At 44.4% G+C, this 18234-nt stretch carries 7 protein-coding genes; all 7 read right to left on the bottom strand.

The genetic code is table 11. The features are described 5' to 3' along the window. Window positions 1–53 precede the first annotated feature (53 nt). Window positions 54–7133: a hypothetical protein gene (locus H3V12_RS00055; RefSeq protein ID WP_198211832.1), complete on the bottom strand. Its 7080-nt coding sequence runs from the start codon at window positions 7131–7133 to the stop codon at window positions 54–56. Window positions 7134–7248: 115 nt separating this feature from the next. Continuing rightward, window positions 7249–8538 carry an HlyD family type I secretion periplasmic adaptor subunit gene (locus tag H3V12_RS00050; RefSeq protein WP_198211830.1) on the bottom strand — a complete coding sequence of 430 codons (1290 nt, stop codon included), beginning with the start codon at window positions 8536–8538 and terminating at the stop codon, window positions 7249–7251. After that, window positions 8513–9184 (bottom strand): hypothetical protein, encoded by a 672-nt coding sequence (locus H3V12_RS00045; protein ID WP_198211828.1) that lies wholly within the window; start codon window positions 9182–9184, stop codon window positions 8513–8515. Before H3V12_RS00045 ends, H3V12_RS00050 begins: the two co-directional genes overlap by 26 nt. 2 nt (window positions 9185–9186) lie before the next feature. Further along, window positions 9187–10659 carry a TolC family protein gene (locus H3V12_RS00040; RefSeq protein ID WP_198211826.1) on the bottom strand — a complete coding sequence of 491 codons (1473 nt, stop codon included), beginning with the start codon at window positions 10657–10659 and terminating at the stop codon, window positions 9187–9189. 3 nt (window positions 10660–10662) lie between these two features. Next, complete coding sequence (locus H3V12_RS00035; protein ID WP_075916368.1) at window positions 10663–12180, bottom strand: hypothetical protein; 1518 nt, start codon at window positions 12178–12180, stop codon at window positions 10663–10665. Between the two features lie 1033 nt (window positions 12181–13213). Further along, a complete protein-coding gene (locus H3V12_RS00030; RefSeq protein ID WP_198211824.1) occupies window positions 13214–16786 on the bottom strand; it encodes a hypothetical protein in 3573 nt (1190 codons plus the stop codon). Between the two features lie 276 nt (window positions 16787–17062). After that, window positions 17063–18232 carry an HlyD family efflux transporter periplasmic adaptor subunit gene (locus H3V12_RS00025; protein ID WP_198211821.1) on the bottom strand — a complete coding sequence of 390 codons (1170 nt, stop codon included), beginning with the start codon at window positions 18230–18232 and terminating at the stop codon, window positions 17063–17065. Between the last annotated feature and the right edge of the window lie 2 nt (window positions 18233–18234).

Here is an 18234-nt window from a genome sequence, read left to right as displayed (position 1 = left end):
TCTTTCCAGCTGTTATCAGTCAGGCGCCGCAAGGAGATTGGCAATGTGAATTGTCATCTGTCTTGCGGATGTGTATGGTCGCCGACACTGCCTCTCGTAACGTCGATGGTGTTGCCTGTATCCTGCGTGTAATTGCCATCCGAATCTTTTCCGAAAGCAGTCCATTGCTTATCGCCATTCCCGTTATCCGACGTCAGTTTCCATTGCCAATCTCCTGCTCCGGAAGAAATAGCGTTGAACTCGTCCTGACCGTCGATGAAGAAGTGGGCGTGGTAATGATCGCCATCATCTGGCTTGCCGGTCATAAAATCCTTGAAAAACTTGTCCATATCGAGGTTGACGGTATCTTTATAGTCATCAATAAAGCTGATGCCTTCAACATTCTTGATGCCACCGGAAATATTATAGATAGAACCACGATGGCTATTATTCGTTGGAACATGGGTTTTTACCATATAGTCGGTGCCATCACCCCCATCGAAAGAAATAAGGTTTGTATTGTCGTTTAACGGGTGAGTGGTGAAAACGACCGTATCGTCGCTTCTCGAACCTATAATGCCGGTAACATTGATCAGACTGTCTTTATGGGACGAGTTCTGGCCACGAACGATATCACCATTATATTCACCTGAAAGGCGATATTCAAAAAACTCATCCGTTTGACTGTAATCGACAACACCGTGCGTATAAGTAGAACCCAGACCACCATGGCTGATAAAACGATCATTACCGCCCGAGCCACCGTTAAATTGGTGTCCGCCGGCACTGCTACCTTCAAACAAATCGTCACCTTGCGTACCATATATGGTCCCGATGCGTTTGAATATGTCATGACCTTGAGTGCCCTGGGCAACATTATTGGAATCAAAACCGGTGAAGCCCTTTACCGTTTTTCCGGAATAGCTTTGGCCTTCATCCATTTTGACATAGACGCCATTTATAAACCGCCCGTTGCTCACATAATTATAGTATAGTGTATCGCTGGAAGCACCGCTATCATTACCATCAATATAGCTGGTGCCGTCTTTACTCGAATTTTCTACGGAATAGATCTGGTCGGTCTTATACCCGCCGACCAATGTTCCGTCGGTCCCCCAACGGCCGGTTATTCTGTTGCTGTAAAAATATGCACCATAAGCATTTTCAAAATCATGAAGCTGGTTTACAGATTGCGTGCTACCAACCTTCCAAAGCGTTCTCGCTTCTCCGGTATCAAGATTAATCTCCACATCGTCTCTAGGACCGAGATTCGGTTTATCTGCCCACGGACCTAGCTGATAGAGGTCGCGCTCGTTATCGGGCAACAAACCGTCAACACGACCGCCTAAATCCGGTGCGCCGACAAAAAAAGTGTCAGAACCTGCACCACCATAATAGATATCATTTCCTTGCGTTGCTACGAAATAATTGTCCTTATCATTGCCGTAAATCAGATCATCAAATTTACTGCCAATAACATTTTCGACATTGGTGAAGGTGCCAAGGCCATCACCATTCATTGCGGTAGCTCCCGTTTCATCAAAAGCGGTAACATCATGACGGTTGGCATAGCCTTTTTCGCCAGCGGCGAGGTTTACATAGACACCTTGGGTACGCTGGTTCGGATCTACTTTATTAGTGACCGGGTTACCGTTGGCATCTGTGCTTTCCAGAACATCCTGGAATGAAATCCAGTCGTTTTCCTTGCCACCATCAGTTCTTGTTCCACCATCATAGGTGAGTTTGCCTTTACCGACATAAACAATATCGGTACCTGTTCCACCATGAATAACGGTTTCTCCGGTTGAACCGCCGAGGTAATACCTGTCATACCCGCCGCGGTTATTGATAACCGTACGACCTGTCGAATATTGCAGGTTATAAATGCCGTCCGAATTTCCGTTGTCGGTCCCGAGGCCGCTTGCGCTGCTATCAGCGGCATTGGTAATGCCATCCGTTATAGTTGTCGAAGCAGACGAATATTTGAAATCAAATTGGTCAGCTATTTGTGCGCCATATTGTTCGTGTTTTGCAATCGGAGTTTTACCGAAAGGCAGCACATTTCCGCTTTCGTCGGTATAATTGCCTTGCTTGTCCTTATAAACATCCATGTGCCCTTGGGCATCATAAACAATTCGGTCGAAATTGCTGGAATTTTGGTTATTACCACCGTCAAAAATCGTAACATCGCCTTTAGCATGTTCAAAGTTGTATGTATCGGTGCTGTCGCCATCAATAATCCTGATAGTCGACGATGCTGTCACATTTTCACCGTCCTTATTGACAAATCCGGCATTCGTAAACGTGTATTTGCTTTGGCCTGTTGTATCCTTGATTATCGTTTCTTTGTTTGCCGAACCGGTAAAATCATAGCTATCAGTCCCCGATACTCCATTACTTGTAGTATTATCGCCATTATCGTTAATGGTTACTTTGTCGATTGTCGAATTCGTAAAGTTATAAGAATCGGAGCCTCTAGCCTCGGTAATATCAACAGTTTTCAAATGACTATTGGAAAATAGGTAGGTGTCATCAACAGAATATTGAGTAACGGTCCCTTTATCGTTAATGGTCACTGTACCCCGCTCACCATCTGCCTGGCCGGAATCCGAATATTGGAACGAATAGGTGTCGGCCTCGCCGTTATCGGTGATATTGACCACAGTGTTTGTTATACGGCCAGCAAACGTTCCATCGCCAAAGCGATAAGAGTCGCCGGAACCATTATCAAAACTGGTGTCAACAATTGTCACAATAGAATCGTGAACTTTGGTAAAGCCATATGAATCGTCATAACGCCCCGCGTCATAAATATAGACTTTCGAGTGAGCAGAAGTAAAATCATAAGAGTTCCGCCCTGCTCCAGCATTCGTTATACTAATATTGTAGTTGTCCCCACTAGCAAAATTGGTCGAATCCGTTCCACTAAAATAATAACTATTAAAACCAGAGTTGTCACGTATTGTAATTGTATTCGAATCGCTCGTTAGCGAATTCTGAAAAGAATAGCTGTCATCACCCGTCTGATCGGTAATATCGACTTTTGTTTCTACCTTTTGGAAGTAATATCTAGTGGTTCCGCTACCTTCCGTTATCGTCACACTACCGCCCTTGGCGTTATTGAAGTTGAAATTATCAGGGGTGTTATTATAATTTGAAGTGCTGCCACCGTCACTAATTGTGACTGTAGAATTATTGATATTGTTGAAATAATAATTATCATTCCAAGTAGAATTGTCGATAATCGTGATTGTTGAACTGTCTGTCCGGTTGAACAAATAATTGTCCCGTCCATCCTCATCCTGAATATTGACAGTGACATTCGAAATATGGTCGGTAGCCGTATCATTATTGGTAGCAAAATCGTAAGTATCGTCTACGGAATTCCCTTGATATTCATGAATATCGACTTTCGCGTTCACCGCATTGTGGAACAGGTACGTATCTTGAGAGTTGCCTCTGTCTTCGATTTTTACTGTCGAGACAACCGAACTGTTGGCATCGCCAAAATTGTTGAAATTATAGTTGTCCGAACCCCACTGATCAGAAATAGTAATATGAGCCGCACCGGAAGCAGCGGCAGCTGTCGCTTTCACATCATTGAAATTATACTTGTCATTTCCCGAATTACTGCCACCCTGATCGTTGATAGTAACAGTGTTGTCCTGATCAACCGTTATACGGTTGAAGTAATAGTAATCGGAGCCACCACCATCGGTTATTGAAACCTTTGTATGGGAGTCATTGAAGAAGTAACTATCCCTATCATTGGAATAATTATTGTTGAATGCAGAATCCACAATTGTGACCGAGCCACCTTGCGTGCGTTCGAAATAATACTGGTCTTGACCGCTTTCGTCGGTGATATTGACAGTCGTATTGGTGATATGATCGGTCGGGTTCTGACTACCCGTACCATGGGTAGCAAAATCGTAAACATTGTCAAGATATTGCGATGTGTAACGATTATCGAAGTAATCGTGAATGGTAATATCCGAGTCAATTGCCTCATGGAACGTATAATTGTCGTTACCCGCTCCATGATCGTCAATCTTCACCTTACTGGTGATGTTATTGAAATGATAGTGGTCGGCGCCACCTGCGTCATAAATAACGATATTTGCATCCGCAGCAAAATCTGTTGCTTTGGTTCCGTTGAAATTATAATCGTCCGTATAATTGCTATCGCTGTTATCGGTAATTTTAATTGTATTATCAGCCGATGTTGTAGTATCGCTGAAATCATATTTATCAGCGCCATCCTTATCGGTAATATCGACTTTCGTGTCGGCAGCCGAAAAATGATATTCGTCAGCTGCCAGTGTTCTGTCGCTTGAACTTCCCTCACCGGTGTCCTTGATGGTTACAGAACCACCGGTCGTACGATCAAAGTTATAAAGATCATTGCCATGTTCATCAACAATAGCAACTGTTGTATCTTCAATATGATCAGTGGCGGATTCATTATTATCCTTTAGCGTTGCAAAGTCATAAATGTCGTTGCCACCAAGATAAATGCCATCGTTTTTATTGTTAATGGTAATATCGGATTTTTTGGCGTCGTGGAATGTATAATAGTTGTCGCCCGAGCCAATATCATCAATGTGGACTTTGCTTTGAACCCTGTCAAAGTGATATTCGTCCTTGCCGCCATTATCGGTGATCGAAATATTCGCGGCATCGCCTTCTGCCATGCTAGCCGATGTTACATCATTGAAATTATAAATATCATTGGCGGTACCATAATCCTTGATCTTGATTGTGTTATCCGCACTGGTCTTTGCATGATCAAAGGAATATTTATCAGCACCATCCTTATCGGTAATATCGATTTTTGTTTCGGCACCCGAAAAATGGTACTCGTCCTCGGCTCTATCTTTTGCGCTGATCACACCTTCGTCGTCAATCGTGACAGAACCACCTTTTGTGCGGTCAAATTGATATTTATCGCTGCCATTTTCATCAAGAATAGTAACAATGGAATTCTCAACATGATCTATTGCTTTTGAATTTCCAGCCGTCAAAGTAGCAAAATCATAGACATCGCTTCCGCTTAAACTGTCACCATCATTAAGATCATTGATCGTAACATGATTGTCTTTGATATTATGAAACTGATAATGATCGTTACCGGCTGCTGAATCAATGATCTCTACGCGATTGATAGCCTTGTTGAAGTGGTAGAAATCACTCCCGCCTGAATCTGCAATCTTGTTCACGCCTGTCGAGGATTCAAAATTATAGCTATCGTTCGAGTCTCCTTTACCACTATCGACAATGGTATTATTGCCCGAAGAATTAACGAGATTATACGTATCTTCTCCTGCGCCGGCATATAACCGGTTATTACCGCTCGAGCCTGTAGTGACACCGGTGTTCGGATCGGTCATCTGCATATTGAAGATGTTATTGCCATCGCGCCCGTCAAAATAATAAGAGGTCGCTACATCACCGATCAAAAACTTGTCATCACCTTTGGTGCCGACAATCTCGGTAAAATTGTGCATTTCGGCAACATCATTATTGCCATTATCGGTAACTTTGTTATTGGCAATATCGAATGTCAGACCAGGCAATACATTTGATCCCTGCTGTGCGGTAACAGGATAATCATCGCCATAGATCAGGCGGTTTGTGCCACCCTCGCCATCATATTTGATATGGTTATTGAACTGTGAAGCATAAATCGTGTCGTTTCCGCTGCCACCATAGATTTCGCGGGCATTCGGCGTTTGCGGCAAAACAATCGCGTGATTTCCATTGATAACAGTATCCGGATGATCACCCACATACTGGTTGGTAAATTCGGACTTTGCTCTGGTTTCCTTACCCTGGTCATCAACCCAGGTGATGTTGACGTTGTTGCCGTTATAATCAACATTGCCCTTATAGCTGACGAATATCTCGTTGTCTTTAAGTTCGATACCGTATTTGGCAACGAAATCAGCGTATTCAGGACTCCCCTTCCAGATAATAGTCATACCATCCGGAATTTGGCTGACATCCTTGATATGTTTGCCGGCAACAGATTCCCCGCCGACCAGCTGGTCGAAAGACACAATACGTCCCAAACGACGATCCAGATTGTTCGGATTGTTTTCTGTATTGACCTGACCATATTTGAAAGCACCATTATCGGCATGGACAACAAATCCGTTTTCCTGACCGGCCTCATGACGTAAATCAAGAATAGCAGGTTCGCCATATTGGACACCAAGATCAGGATTCGTACGTGCAGCAGGCGAACCGCCACCCAGATGCCAGACGGTCGATTGTGTTCCATCCTCATTCTGGACAGTCGTTCTGGTGCTGTTTACCTGATAAAGATTGGCCTTGTCGACAAAAGCCAATCCCGCATTACCGGTGTTATCGCCATCACCACCGGTATGATCATTGTTGTTATCGTTATTACCACCATTGTGATCATTATTGTTATCGTTATTACCACCATTGTGATCATTATTGTTATCGTTATTATTATTGTTTCCGCCATTCCCTTCGTTATGGTTATGGCTACCACCACCATTATCAGGATTTACCGGCGTGGACGGTTCAGATGGCGTGGACGGTTCCGAGGGAGTTGGCGGCAACATAGGATTGGGCATCGGTTCCGAAGGAGACTGATTGGACAACGGAGCCCCGCCGCCGGCCGACGTCGACGGAACAAAGCTTACTGTGTCATCAAGTATCGAAGGCGGTGTGCCTAAAAAGTCGGCAACTGAAAGACGATCATCGCCTCTTCCGCCACTTTGTCCACCAACAACATCGTCATCGGCATTAAGATCGGTTGTTTCGCTTACCGGAGCATTCTGGACAACAGCAACGAGCGGATCAGCACTGGCATCGACCTTTGCGTTCTTTTCGCGAATTTCACTTAATTCCGGACCCGGTTCGATGAGGTCGGCACGCTGGAACAATTCGTTCGATGAAACAACTGTGCCATCCATAAACCTCAGGTTGAACAAATTTTCGTGCATGGACGACATTTGCGCAGCCTGAACCAGCGTCAGTTCAGAGCCATCCTGCATACGAATGACAACATCACTTCCGCGAATAATGATTTCAACCTGGGAAATCGCTAGCGGTACATCGTTATCCGAATACGTATCAACAAGAACAGATACTCCGTCCTTCTGTGGAAAAGGTAGTTTCATCTCGATATAACCCCTATAGACTCCAAAGCCCCGAAATCAGTATAAACTCCACCCGACTAAAATATAGTTATAGCCTGCTTCTTTAACAAGCTCAATTGCGACACAGTGCCCCGTCTCATTCGCTGAAGACCACCGACATTCCATCAAGGAACGGTTTGAACAAATATTGAAGAAATGTCCTCTGCCCCGCCAATGCAAAAGTCTCGACCGTCATTCCGGGAAATATTTTCAATTTCTTGTGCTGGTCCGCATCCATTGTGACGGTAACTTCATAATAGCGCCCCCCTTTATCCTCTTCCCCGACAGCGTCGGCACTGATCACAGACACTTTACCTTTCAGTGTCGGACTATTGTAGTTGGATATCGCCAGTACGCGAACGCGCACATCCTGCCCCACCCACAAACGGTCGCGGTCTTGCGGGTTAACCTTTACATCTGCAACCAGTGGCACCTCGCTTGGCGCAATTTCGAACATTTTTTCACCGGCTCTAAGCACTGCCCCGACGTGGGGCATGACAACCTGTTGGATAACGCCATCCACCGGCGAGACAATTTCCGAATTCTTTGCCCGCTGGCGGCTTGCTTCCCACTGCGCTTTGGCAGTTTCGAGCTTTACCTGAACCTCGGCAAGCTGTTTATTGGCATCCTCGTTGAATTCGGTTCTATACATCGAAATTTTGAGCTTGGCCTCATCACGCGCCGCCGTCATTCCGGGAACTTTTGAACGTGCATCGGCAAGTGTGCTTAAAACCTTTTGATATTCAAGGCGCCGCTGGACGAGCGTTGCTTCCGGTGCTGCGCCCCTTGCCACCAACGGTTCGAGCAGCTTGATGTGCTCGTTCGAAAGCTGCATTTCGGCTCCGAGATTTTCAATTGCTATTGCATTCGACGCGAGTTGGGCTTCTTTTTGCTCGTACTGGGTTTTGGCAATTGCAACCGATTCATCCAATGCACGCCGGCGCGCATTATATAAATCCGTTTCGTTTTGATAAATTTCGGCAAGTTTCGGGTTATTGGGCTTCGGCGGATTGAAATCGTTGCCGGTAAGTTCCGCACGCAACCGTTGTTCGCGCAATTCATAGGCACGAAGGGCAATAAAATTGCTTTCGTTATCTTCGGCAACTGTCAGGTTTTCAACGTTTGCCAGAACCTGCCCGGCTTTGACTGTTTCACCATTGGTTACGAGCAGTTGCTTCAACACTCCGCCTTCCGGATGTTGTATTTCAATATTGTGGCCTTCGACACGAATAATTCCGTGTCCGCGAACCAAAACATCGAAAGGCCAGAAAGCAGCCCATAAAAACGCAGCAAGCACACAAAGGGCAAGCAGCCATTTTCCTAACGAAACAGCCTTAAGCCCGTCGATGATTTTTCCCCACTTACTGCGTTTTACTGTTATTTGCATTGCTATCTTCAGTACGTAGTATGATATAGTCTTCGGTATTATCCGGCACAATCAGATTATCAAATCTGATGTTTTTAATAATGGCACCTTCTTTCTGCAGAACCGCCATTGTCGCAACAGCGCGGTTGACCTGCATCAGCAAGGTGTCACCGGTTGAAACATTCACACTCCGCCCGACCGAATAAATCCTCAATTTTTCCGTTGTAAGCGCAGCCTTGTTTCTCAAGGCCCAGGCACGGACTTCATTTTGCTGGATAGATGTCAAATAGGTTCTATTCAGTTCGACATTGAGACGCAAATCACCATCGCGCGGTTTCAAAGCCCCTGTATCAACCATGACAAGTGGTAGATTGGCAGCAACCTGTTCGTTGCTACCCGTTGTATCGTCAATACCGCCATTCTTATTCGGCTTGTTTTCATTAGCCATCGAAAATTTCGACTGATCGTCGATAACTGTCGGCGCCTTCTTCGACGTCTGTTCACGTTCGGCGTTCTGGTTTCCTGCCTGATCTTCCGGGCCGGCAATTTTCGATGTTGCAACAATAACCTGAAACAACATAGCCAGCAAAAGAAAAACCATCAGAAGAACGGTCAGCATATCTGCATAAGCAATCCAGATATTTTCACCACCACGTTTTTCTGCCATTATTAACGCTCCACCAGCTGAAGAGCCTGAAGTCCTTCACGAGGCTTCCCAGCTAGGTAATAAATACTGAACACTGCACGCATGAAACCATAACGGGCATCAATCGCATCTGTGCGCGAGGTAAAATACTCGGTTTCCGCAGTAATAAGATCAGACAATTTACGGTCGCCCAGACGGAATTCTTCCAGATAAAGGCCACGGGTCTTATCCGCTTCCTTGCTTGCCTCTTCACTTATTGTCCATTGCTGCGATGTGATATCGATATCGCCGAGAAGTGCGCGGACTTCATCGTTCACCGTTGAACGCTCTTTACCCAATTGTGCTTCATTGACATTGACCTGTGCATAGGCTTCACGAATCTTCGCCTTTTTGGAAAGATCAAAAATGTCGAACGTCAATTTGAGCTGGACACCGCCATCTGTATCCGACACGTTGTAAAGATTATCAACGTTTTCCAAAGTACGCTTATAATCAATCGTAAGATCAAGCCGCGGCTTCAGACTTGCTTTTGCACCAACCACACTCTTACGGCTCCCTTCAAGAGCCGCACCTCTGGCAAGAACCGCCGGATTCTGGTCTGCTGCATTGACAGCGACACTATCGAGGTCTCCGATATGTGGCAATACCATACGCTTGGCAGGCAAAACTTCAACGTCTATACCGACCAGCGCATTCAATTTCTGATGGGCACGTGATAATTTGAGTTCGATATCCTTGCGCCGGTTGATCGCATTGCTCAAGGCCAGACGCCCGCGAACAGCATCCGACTGTGGCGAAATGCCACCGGAAACACTTTCACCGATTGTTTTGTTCAATGCTGTAATCTTGTCGACATATCCGATAGACGATTGCAATTGCTCGGTATAGGCCTGAACCGCCATATAGGCGTTGGCCGTATCATACATAACCGTCAAATCCTGAGCATGTTTGGCATGTCCACTGGCCCGCAAGTTGTAACTTGCCGCTTCCTTGTCAGCATCGCGTCGACCGAAATCATAGATGCTATAACGAACATCGAGGCCGGCAAAAGCGGTATCGTCGAAATCACGGTCACGGCTGGTGATACCACCGTCATAGCGAAGGTTCGGAGCCGTTATTTCCGCACCGACCGTGGGATAATATTTGGCTTTTGCCTGATCAAGACGACTCTCGGCAATATCAAGCTGGCTCTTTGCAACTTTAATCGTCCACGAATAATCGGCAGCTTTCTTCAACGCTTCGTCAAGCGTCAATCTCTGTTTTTCGCGCTTTAGAGCTTCCTTGGCTCTTGCCGTTGCCGGATTGTTAGTATTCGCAACTCTGGGATCCTTGCTGATCGCAGGCTGATGATTTTCGTTAACAGCCTGAGTTGTCATTGTATCAACATCTGCACGAGCAGCAGGGTTTCTATTCGACGCACATCCTGTCGAAACAATACTGCAGCTCACCAATAGGATCGACACCACACGTTTGATATTTTCTGAGCAATTCATCATGAATTAGCCTTTCGTGGGTGGAACGTCGCTAACCTTTTGGACAGCACGTATTGCTGACACAATCGAAACGCGGGCTTCGGTCAAATCCCGCATCCCTTCCATAATTGCTTTTTGCTGAACCTGCATAACCTGATTTGCGTTTTGTAATGCTTCCGCCTGATTGACACTGTAGCCCAGCAATTGATTGGTTGATTGTTGAATGGAACCGGCACTTGCCTGAAGTTCTTTAAGATTACCGGAAATCGCCTCTAACGCACCGGTATTCGCCTGAACTCCCTTGAGGTCATTGGAAATTGCCTCTAACGCACTGGTATTGGCATGAACCCCTTTAAGTTCATCCGAGATTGCTTCAAGAGCACCGGTATTGTCCTGAATTCCTTTAAGCTTGTTCGAAATTGTATCAAGACTACCCATAAATTCTATGCGCATCTGGTTCAAACCGGCAATAGCCTGACCAATTGTCTGGCTGTTGCTTTCCTGTGCTTCGATGCTGCGAGCGATATAAGCGCTATTCGATTTTACAATATCACCAAGGCCTGCCAATACAACCGAACTATTCTGAAGAATCTCGACAATTTGCCTCGTTGCCTCTCCATTGGCCGTAACTGTGTTCAGGATAGTCTCAATCGACTGTTTATTATTTTCCGATTGTTCGGAAATAACAGTCAACATTTTATCCATCGTTTCCTGTTGTATCGCCTGTCCTTGAACAAAATTGCCAGAGATATCCAGAAATTTGCCGGTGTCTTCATGCGAAAACTCGACATGGCGGGATAAAACTGCTGCCAGACGGTTAATCGCGCGTGTCGTTGCGTCGATCGTGCCGGTCTCGCCCGCCACTTTCGATGCTTCTTCACCACTTGCAACGAAAGACCATTTTTCAATGTCATAGACCCAGCCTTCTGTCGCGCGCCCCATAAAGTGCGCAACGAGACCGGTACAAATGGACGAGCCCAAACCGAACATGGAAGATGAGAACGCCGTTGCCATACCACCAAGAGGGGCGGCCAACGAATTGATAAGGGATTTCGCCTGGATTTCATCGGCAGAGGAAAGAACGTCAATCGAACCGCGTATACCTTCCATGGTAAACGTCAAACCGAAGAAGGTGCCGAGCAAGCCCATAGAGATAACCGCACCGGCCGCATAAAACAGAAAGTCGACACGCCAATCGAGTGCCTTTGCCACCAGCGCAACTGCCGAGTTCCGCTCATCTTCATTAAAACTGATAAGATCGTGAAGGCGACCGCGAAGCAACCGCATGCCACCTTTAAGCTTCGGCTCTTCGTCGCGCGGAAAATGACGCTTGAACTGTTCCCATTGTGTAATGCCGCGTCCGACAAAAAAGTTCGCGTAGAGAGCATAGAGCAAAACGATTACATCAAAACAGGCAATAATCGAGTTAAAAACAATATTGTGCGCTACAAAATCGCCATGAAAAACCAGAGTGTAGAACAAGGCAAACAGCGACAGCACTGTCAACAGCAATGACAAATAGAGCACAGAACGTGTAGATCTCATACGACCCCCTTATGTATAAAAAAAAGCATGGCCAAACTTCTGCCTTATCTTCACTGCGGCAATTTGCCGACAACCCCTTTTGCCTGAAAACCGGCCTGGACAGTTAATTTTTACCGCCCCGACGCACTTGCCAGTTAAGAATCAGTATAGTCTTTTAACGGTTTGGCAAATCTTTTCAAGCTATGGTTAATTTATGGTTAACGAATTTTATAAAATCACCATGGTGTAAGAGCATCACATTGATTCCAAACAAATATATCAGAAAACCGAAATATCCAGAGACAATCCCGGTTACCACGACGATTAACACTGTTTAACAAATAGATAATAAACCCTTGGTTGGCAATTCGTCACCTAATCATTTGCGATCAGGAGTCCATTTTTTTAAAAATTTTTTTTCGATATCGGTAAGACTTTTTTATAATCGTAATTTACAAAAAGAAAAACGTTATAATTTTCATTTCATGAGTCATATTTTTTAATGGGAAAATTATATATTTTATAATTTTTAAATTCAAAAATTTTTAAAATAAATATATTTATTTAAATTTAAAATTTTTATTTTTATTTTTATTATATTTAGTGTAATTAATTTTTTTAAACTATGGATGATAAAAAATTCTACTTCAATTGAATTATTTTATTCAAATTTAAATCAAATAAAAATTTGTGGATAACGTTGAAGCCTTTTTTCTGCCGAACAAGTTTATATGAGCACCTCAATAACTCTTCAAAAATCGGTAAATCAAACTTATGATTGCCCGTTTCAATTTCACCCGTTTCAATTTCAATTGACTATATTTCCGCCCACTCCGCGCCAATCCCGATGACCATACTATTCCGCTGTAGCCGGTCCTTTCTGCATTCGCCCGCAAAATCGATAAAACCCCGTCGTTTGATAATTCGGTAAACTCTGCTCGTCGAAAAATATAAGCCGACTTATTTTAGTGATGTTTTGTCGCATTAAATGCTTTAACAAAACAGAACTTTGCAATTCCTCGGTTTTTTAAAGGTCTCCAGCGAAAAAAAGGGCTTAATGCGTCGTAGGGTCGTTAAACCTATCAAAGAGTTGATTTTCAGCTGCGCCTTTGTTCAACATGAACAAAGCAGTTTTTCCATCGGTGAAAACAGTCTGGAAACCGATAACAGCAGAGCGAGTTAAAAAGTTTCTGTTGTTTTCTTTATTATCTTTATCATCGCGCAATGAAGCCACAAAATTATTTTCATAAAGGTCAGCGACAATTGTTGAAGCCTGCTTGTTCAAGACATTGATTTTGTCGCCGTAATAAACTCCCTTAACATCTACAACGACCCCACTATCGAAGCCGTCCGCTTGCGAAAACGAAAGGTCAATCAAATGGGTTGCACCGAGATTATCGCGATAATTTTTGCGAATGCTCATGCGCGCACCAAGTTTACCATCATCGGTTTTAAAATTGGCAACCAAGGCTGTTTCATCCAAAGGGTTTTCAGGTGAATGCGGTGGCTTCAACGACCATGTAACAGTCGATTGCAATTTCACTTGTTTGCCTTTTTTATCATTGATAAGCAAGAGACTGGCCTCTGGTTTTTCAATACCCGCACCTTGTTTGTCTTGAGACAACTTTTCCGTATCATTCTTGATGTTATCGGTAGGTTCGTCATCACTATTTTTGTTTGGCATCTCCTCTACAACTGGCCTCGTCACCGAAATCGGAATGGATGCAAGTTTTTCAGGCTGCTTTTGATCAATCACCGATGACGCATCATTCGAACTTTTTATATCATCAGATTCTGTCTGCTTGACTTCGTCTTTCTCACCGGATTTTAGAGGTTCATCAGCTTTTTCCTCTGTAATTTTTTTACCAAAATTGTTCTGGTCGTTTTTTTGATTTTTTGAAACAATGTAATTTTCGCGTAATAATTTTTCCACATTGCCATTTGGTCCCTTGTCATTGATAGCAGCGGTTTGTGCCGGATCCGGATTATTGCGTACATCCTGATCTCGCATTGCAATATTTTGGGGATGTTGTTCGGAAAGTGGTATTGACGGGCCTGAATGACTGAAAAAATAGGCACCGAAAGCGAGTACAAAAATAAAAAATGCGCCGGCGGCAATCGACCGGCCGGTTAATATTTTTGCAAAGTTACTTGGCCGTTGCCCACGCGATAGCGAACGTTTAACGGTTTTTCCCCTGTCTTTTTGATCGAAAGAACTTACCGTCGGGAAGAGATCCTGTTCCAGCCGATCGTTACGTGCATTATCAAGACGGTCGAAAAACTCAGTTCTCTTCTGATCGAATTTTTCGGCGATGTCGAGCGTAGTCTCTTTTTCTTCCTTTTCGTCTGATACGCCAGCAGGAAATTCTTCCTCCACCTTTCTGTTTTTCCCCGGAATCTCGTGGCCAGAAAAAGTCAGCACCTTGCTTTCTTCATCAATTGACGTCGTGCCGCCATTGTTGGAAATAGTTGTGCGTTTTTCTGAAATAACTTCAGTTTTCCCATATATACTTGCCTGCCCCTCTGGAAAAGAGGAGCCATCATCTGGTTTTGCCCATTCTTCGCCGGAATTATTTTTAACTGGAGCAGCGGATTCAACTAAAAAAGTCTTCTCCGACGAACGATTTAACTGGGCCTGTGGTTTTGTATCCGCATTATTTTGTTCTATCGATTTTCCATTTGCATCGTTAGAAAATCGGTTTGATAAACCACCCAAGCGATTATCGTCATCAGAACGGTTATTGGTGGGAGAAACGGTACGATCATTTTGAGCAGGATTTTGACCGACTTTCAAAAAGCTGTCGGCAGTTTTATCTTGCTTGCGGTTCAGTTCCTCTACATCTGGTTTGTTGGGTGGATTATTGTGCCCGATTCCTTGCGAAATAGGCGCCGAAACTTTGGCAGCAGTGGTTTCCGCAGACATAACACTGTTTACAACACCTTTGTCAGCATTATAGGCCGACATATTAGCGGGATTTTCTTTGGTTGCAATTTCTGGTGTTTGCAATTCATTTGTACCCGCTTGACCATTCGCTTTGCGAGAGAAAATCTCAGCTTTATCAGCGTCCTTGGAAATCGGCGTTGTTGACGCCATAACGACCGTTTCTGTTTTAAAGCCTGCTATTTGATGATTACTGCCGCTATCGGCTTTATTGGTGGCAGTCTCTCTATCGAACGTGCCAAAGGGCTGCCTTTCCATGCTAGCCGTCTGTCCACCAATCGTACCAAAAGCGTCCTTTGCAAAGAACCCTCCCGCTGAAGCTGGATAGGATGGTGTATCAATATAGAGGGGATAATCATCAACAGCCGAGCGACGGGGAAAACCACGTCTGGATTTGGAAAAGCCAAAGACGCCAGTCGCTTCTTTCGGAGTCCCTGACTTTGCGTCCATGTTTTTCCTATCAATGTCATTCCCGTCAATATCTTTCCCACCAACACCGACCTCACCAATGTCTTTTATGTGTCGAGCATTAATGCTTGTCGCAGCAACGCTATCTTGCTTTAAAGACGATGTTTCTGATTGACCGGCATTGACTGACGTTGTTTCCAATCTATTTTCAGGCATTTCAGTAAAAGCCGGTTGCGGTTTCTTCGCGTAATCGTTTTCAACTCTTGTCTCATTTTTTAAAGTGTTCGAAAAAGCACTTTTTGCCACTATCGGGTCAACACGACCTATCGGTTCTTGCGCTACTTCCTCAGCTCGTCTGTTTTCCGAGCGAGTTTCACTTGCTGTCTTGTCGCGCAGATCTAAATTGTCGCGCGCCTGGCTTTGTGAACTGTCATCGGCTTTTTCACGCAGATTGACACTACGGGGCTCGGCCTCGATCATGTGCTCCGCCTGTGCATCACTTTTAACAAAAAGACTGTCGTCGTTCGCCGACTTTTTGTCTTCTACAACGGGGCGAGGTTGAAATATCTGCTCCTCTCCTTTGACGTTTTGATCCTCACGTTCTTTTTCAAGAGTTTCATCGGCAATATTCTTTGAAAGTTCATTGAATTCCTCTTCAAGGCCTTCAATCAGCGGTTCGATATGGCCGTCATCCAAATCAGAACCGGATGGCTCAAACTTATCACTACGCTCTCCATTGATATCTGTTAATTCAGAGTTCTGATTATCATTTCGCGACTGATCTGCAATGTTGAGGTCAACAGGGTAAGCCTCATCGGGCAAGACTTGCGAACTCTCCTCTTGTCCTGAATGTAAAGTAAAAACTTCATGTTCCCTATCAGGCTGAAGTGCCTGCTTGTCTTCGTCGATTTTTTCAATCTTTATTAATTGCGCTGGTTCGCCGGATAAAGGGCGCAATTTCAACGGGTCAACGACAACATCACGACGGGTTCCAAAATAATCCGGAAGGTAAGCATTGTAAGCAAAATGGCAGGTCGCATTGTCTTCCCTGAGTTCGAAAAATTCAGGTTCCAGAACGTAAAAAGCCTCGACTTCACAGATTGCTGCTTCAAGCTGGAGCATATAGGAACGTCGCACAAGTTCCGGAGCGTCCATTTCGGAGAGTTTGGATTTGATTGCAGAACGTGCCTTTTCATAGATGTGCTGCCGCACTTCCGATGTCGGCTTCATTTTCTGCTTTTCTATCGACTTCTTGAGCAGTTCGGCAATATTAACCATTATATAGTCTCAAGTCCTCTAAACTCGGTCCGATCCAATTTTGTCTATTTCCATAAATATTGTTTATTGCTAAATATTTTATTATTATTTTTTCAATAATTATTTAATTTTATTATATTTTTCACTTTAAAAGCTATTTCTTCAACCCAGTTGTTTCGAACACAAATTCAAAAAATAGGTGGCCCACTCTTCTACTGTTGGGGGAATAAAGAGCGGGCCCGAGATAAAACGGGTGAAAGAGGGGTTTAGTCTATCACCGTTGATTTATCCCGTTTTCTAACGTTCCCGTAGCGCCTCCTTCGCCCGATTGAGCGGTTTGATAAGATAATCAAGTACAGTTTTTTCACCGGTGCTAATTTCGGCAGTTGCCACCATTCCTGGAATAATCTGGTGTTTTTTACCGTCTTTGGTTTCAAGATAGCTGTGGTCGGTCAGGATGTAGGCGCGATAATAATAGACACGTTTGTCGACATCGTCTTCAATCGAATCCGGCGAAACCATTTGCACATGCCCTGGCAAAGAACCATAAATTGCTGAATCATAAGCAGTGATTTTCACATTCGCGTTCTGGTCCTTATGGATAAAGGCAATGTCACGAGGATTTAATTTGGCTTCAATAAGAAGCTGGTCGCCAAGAGGTACAATTTCCATGAGCGTGCCCCCCGGCGCGACAACACCACCAATGGTGGTGACACGGATATCTTTGACGATACCGTTTGTAGGGGCACGAATAACTGTACGGGTCAACTGATCGGCCAATCCTTCCCGTGCTTTTAACAACGGTTCAAGGTCAGCCATGGTTTTTGTAAAATCACCACGCAAAGCGACATAATATTCGTTTTTTGTAGCGGCAAGACGCGAAGAAAGTTCGGCAGCATTCTGCTGAAGTTTCAAAACTTCGACTTCGCTTGCTGCTCCAGTCTTAAGAAGCGGTTTGGCAATTTCCACTTCGTTTTGAGCAAGTTTCAACTGCTCTGTGAGGTTGAGAACATTTTCTTTGAAAGCTTGTCTATTGGTATAAAAAAGCTCGGTCTCGCGATCAATGACTTCCTTCTGTTGGCGTATATCCTGCGGATAATTGATTTTTTCCTGATTGTTCATTTCAGCGTCAAGCCGTGCGGCTCGTGCTTTGAGAGCAACAATTTTGGCAAGTGTTTCATCAACATTGGATTTGGCTTTTGCCGGATCAAGAGAAGCAAGAATTTGCCCCTCTTTGACTTCGTCGCCTTCTCTCACCATGAGTTCGGCAAGAATTCCACCCTCGAGATTCTGGATAATCTGACCTTTTGATGCCGGCATCACTTTACCTTCACCAATAGCCACTTCGTTCAAAACCGCGAAATAGGACCAGACAATAAAAATGCAGATCATCGCAATGATAATCCACAAAATGACACGTGCACGCTGGTTGACGCCGTGAATTTTTACAAGTGAATCGACATTCATTG

This window comes from Bartonella sp. W8167 (assembly GCF_016100335.1).
In the GTDB taxonomy this organism is placed as follows: Bacteria; Pseudomonadota; Alphaproteobacteria; order Rhizobiales; family Rhizobiaceae; genus Bartonella; species Bartonella apis.
Note: the sequence above shows the minus strand (reverse complement) of the source record. Positions and strands in the feature narration are given on the sequence as shown.

Bases quoted from the DNA above. Each gene is read 5' to 3' on its own strand.
- H3V12_RS00030 (WP_198211824.1), bottom strand. From the start codon at position 16,786: ATGGTTAATATTGCCGAACTGCTCAAGAAGTCGATAGAAAAGCAGAAA.
- H3V12_RS00035 (WP_075916368.1), bottom strand. From the start codon at position 12,180: ATGAGATCTACACGTTCTGTGCTCTATTTGTCATTGCTGTTGACAGTG.
- H3V12_RS00025 (WP_198211821.1), bottom strand. From the start codon at position 18,232: ATGAATGTCGATTCACTTGTAAAAATTCACGGCGTCAACCAGCGTGCA.
- H3V12_RS00050 (WP_198211830.1), bottom strand. From the start codon at position 8,538: ATGCAAATAACAGTAAAACGCAGTAAGTGGGGAAAAATCATCGACGGG.
- H3V12_RS00045 (WP_198211828.1), bottom strand. From the start codon at position 9,184: ATGGCAGAAAAACGTGGTGGTGAAAATATCTGGATTGCTTATGCAGAT.
- H3V12_RS00040 (WP_198211826.1), bottom strand. From the start codon at position 10,659: ATGATGAATTGCTCAGAAAATATCAAACGTGTGGTGTCGATCCTATTG.
- H3V12_RS00055 (WP_198211832.1), bottom strand. From the start codon at position 7,133: ATGAAACTACCTTTTCCACAGAAGGACGGAGTATCTGTTCTTGTTGAT.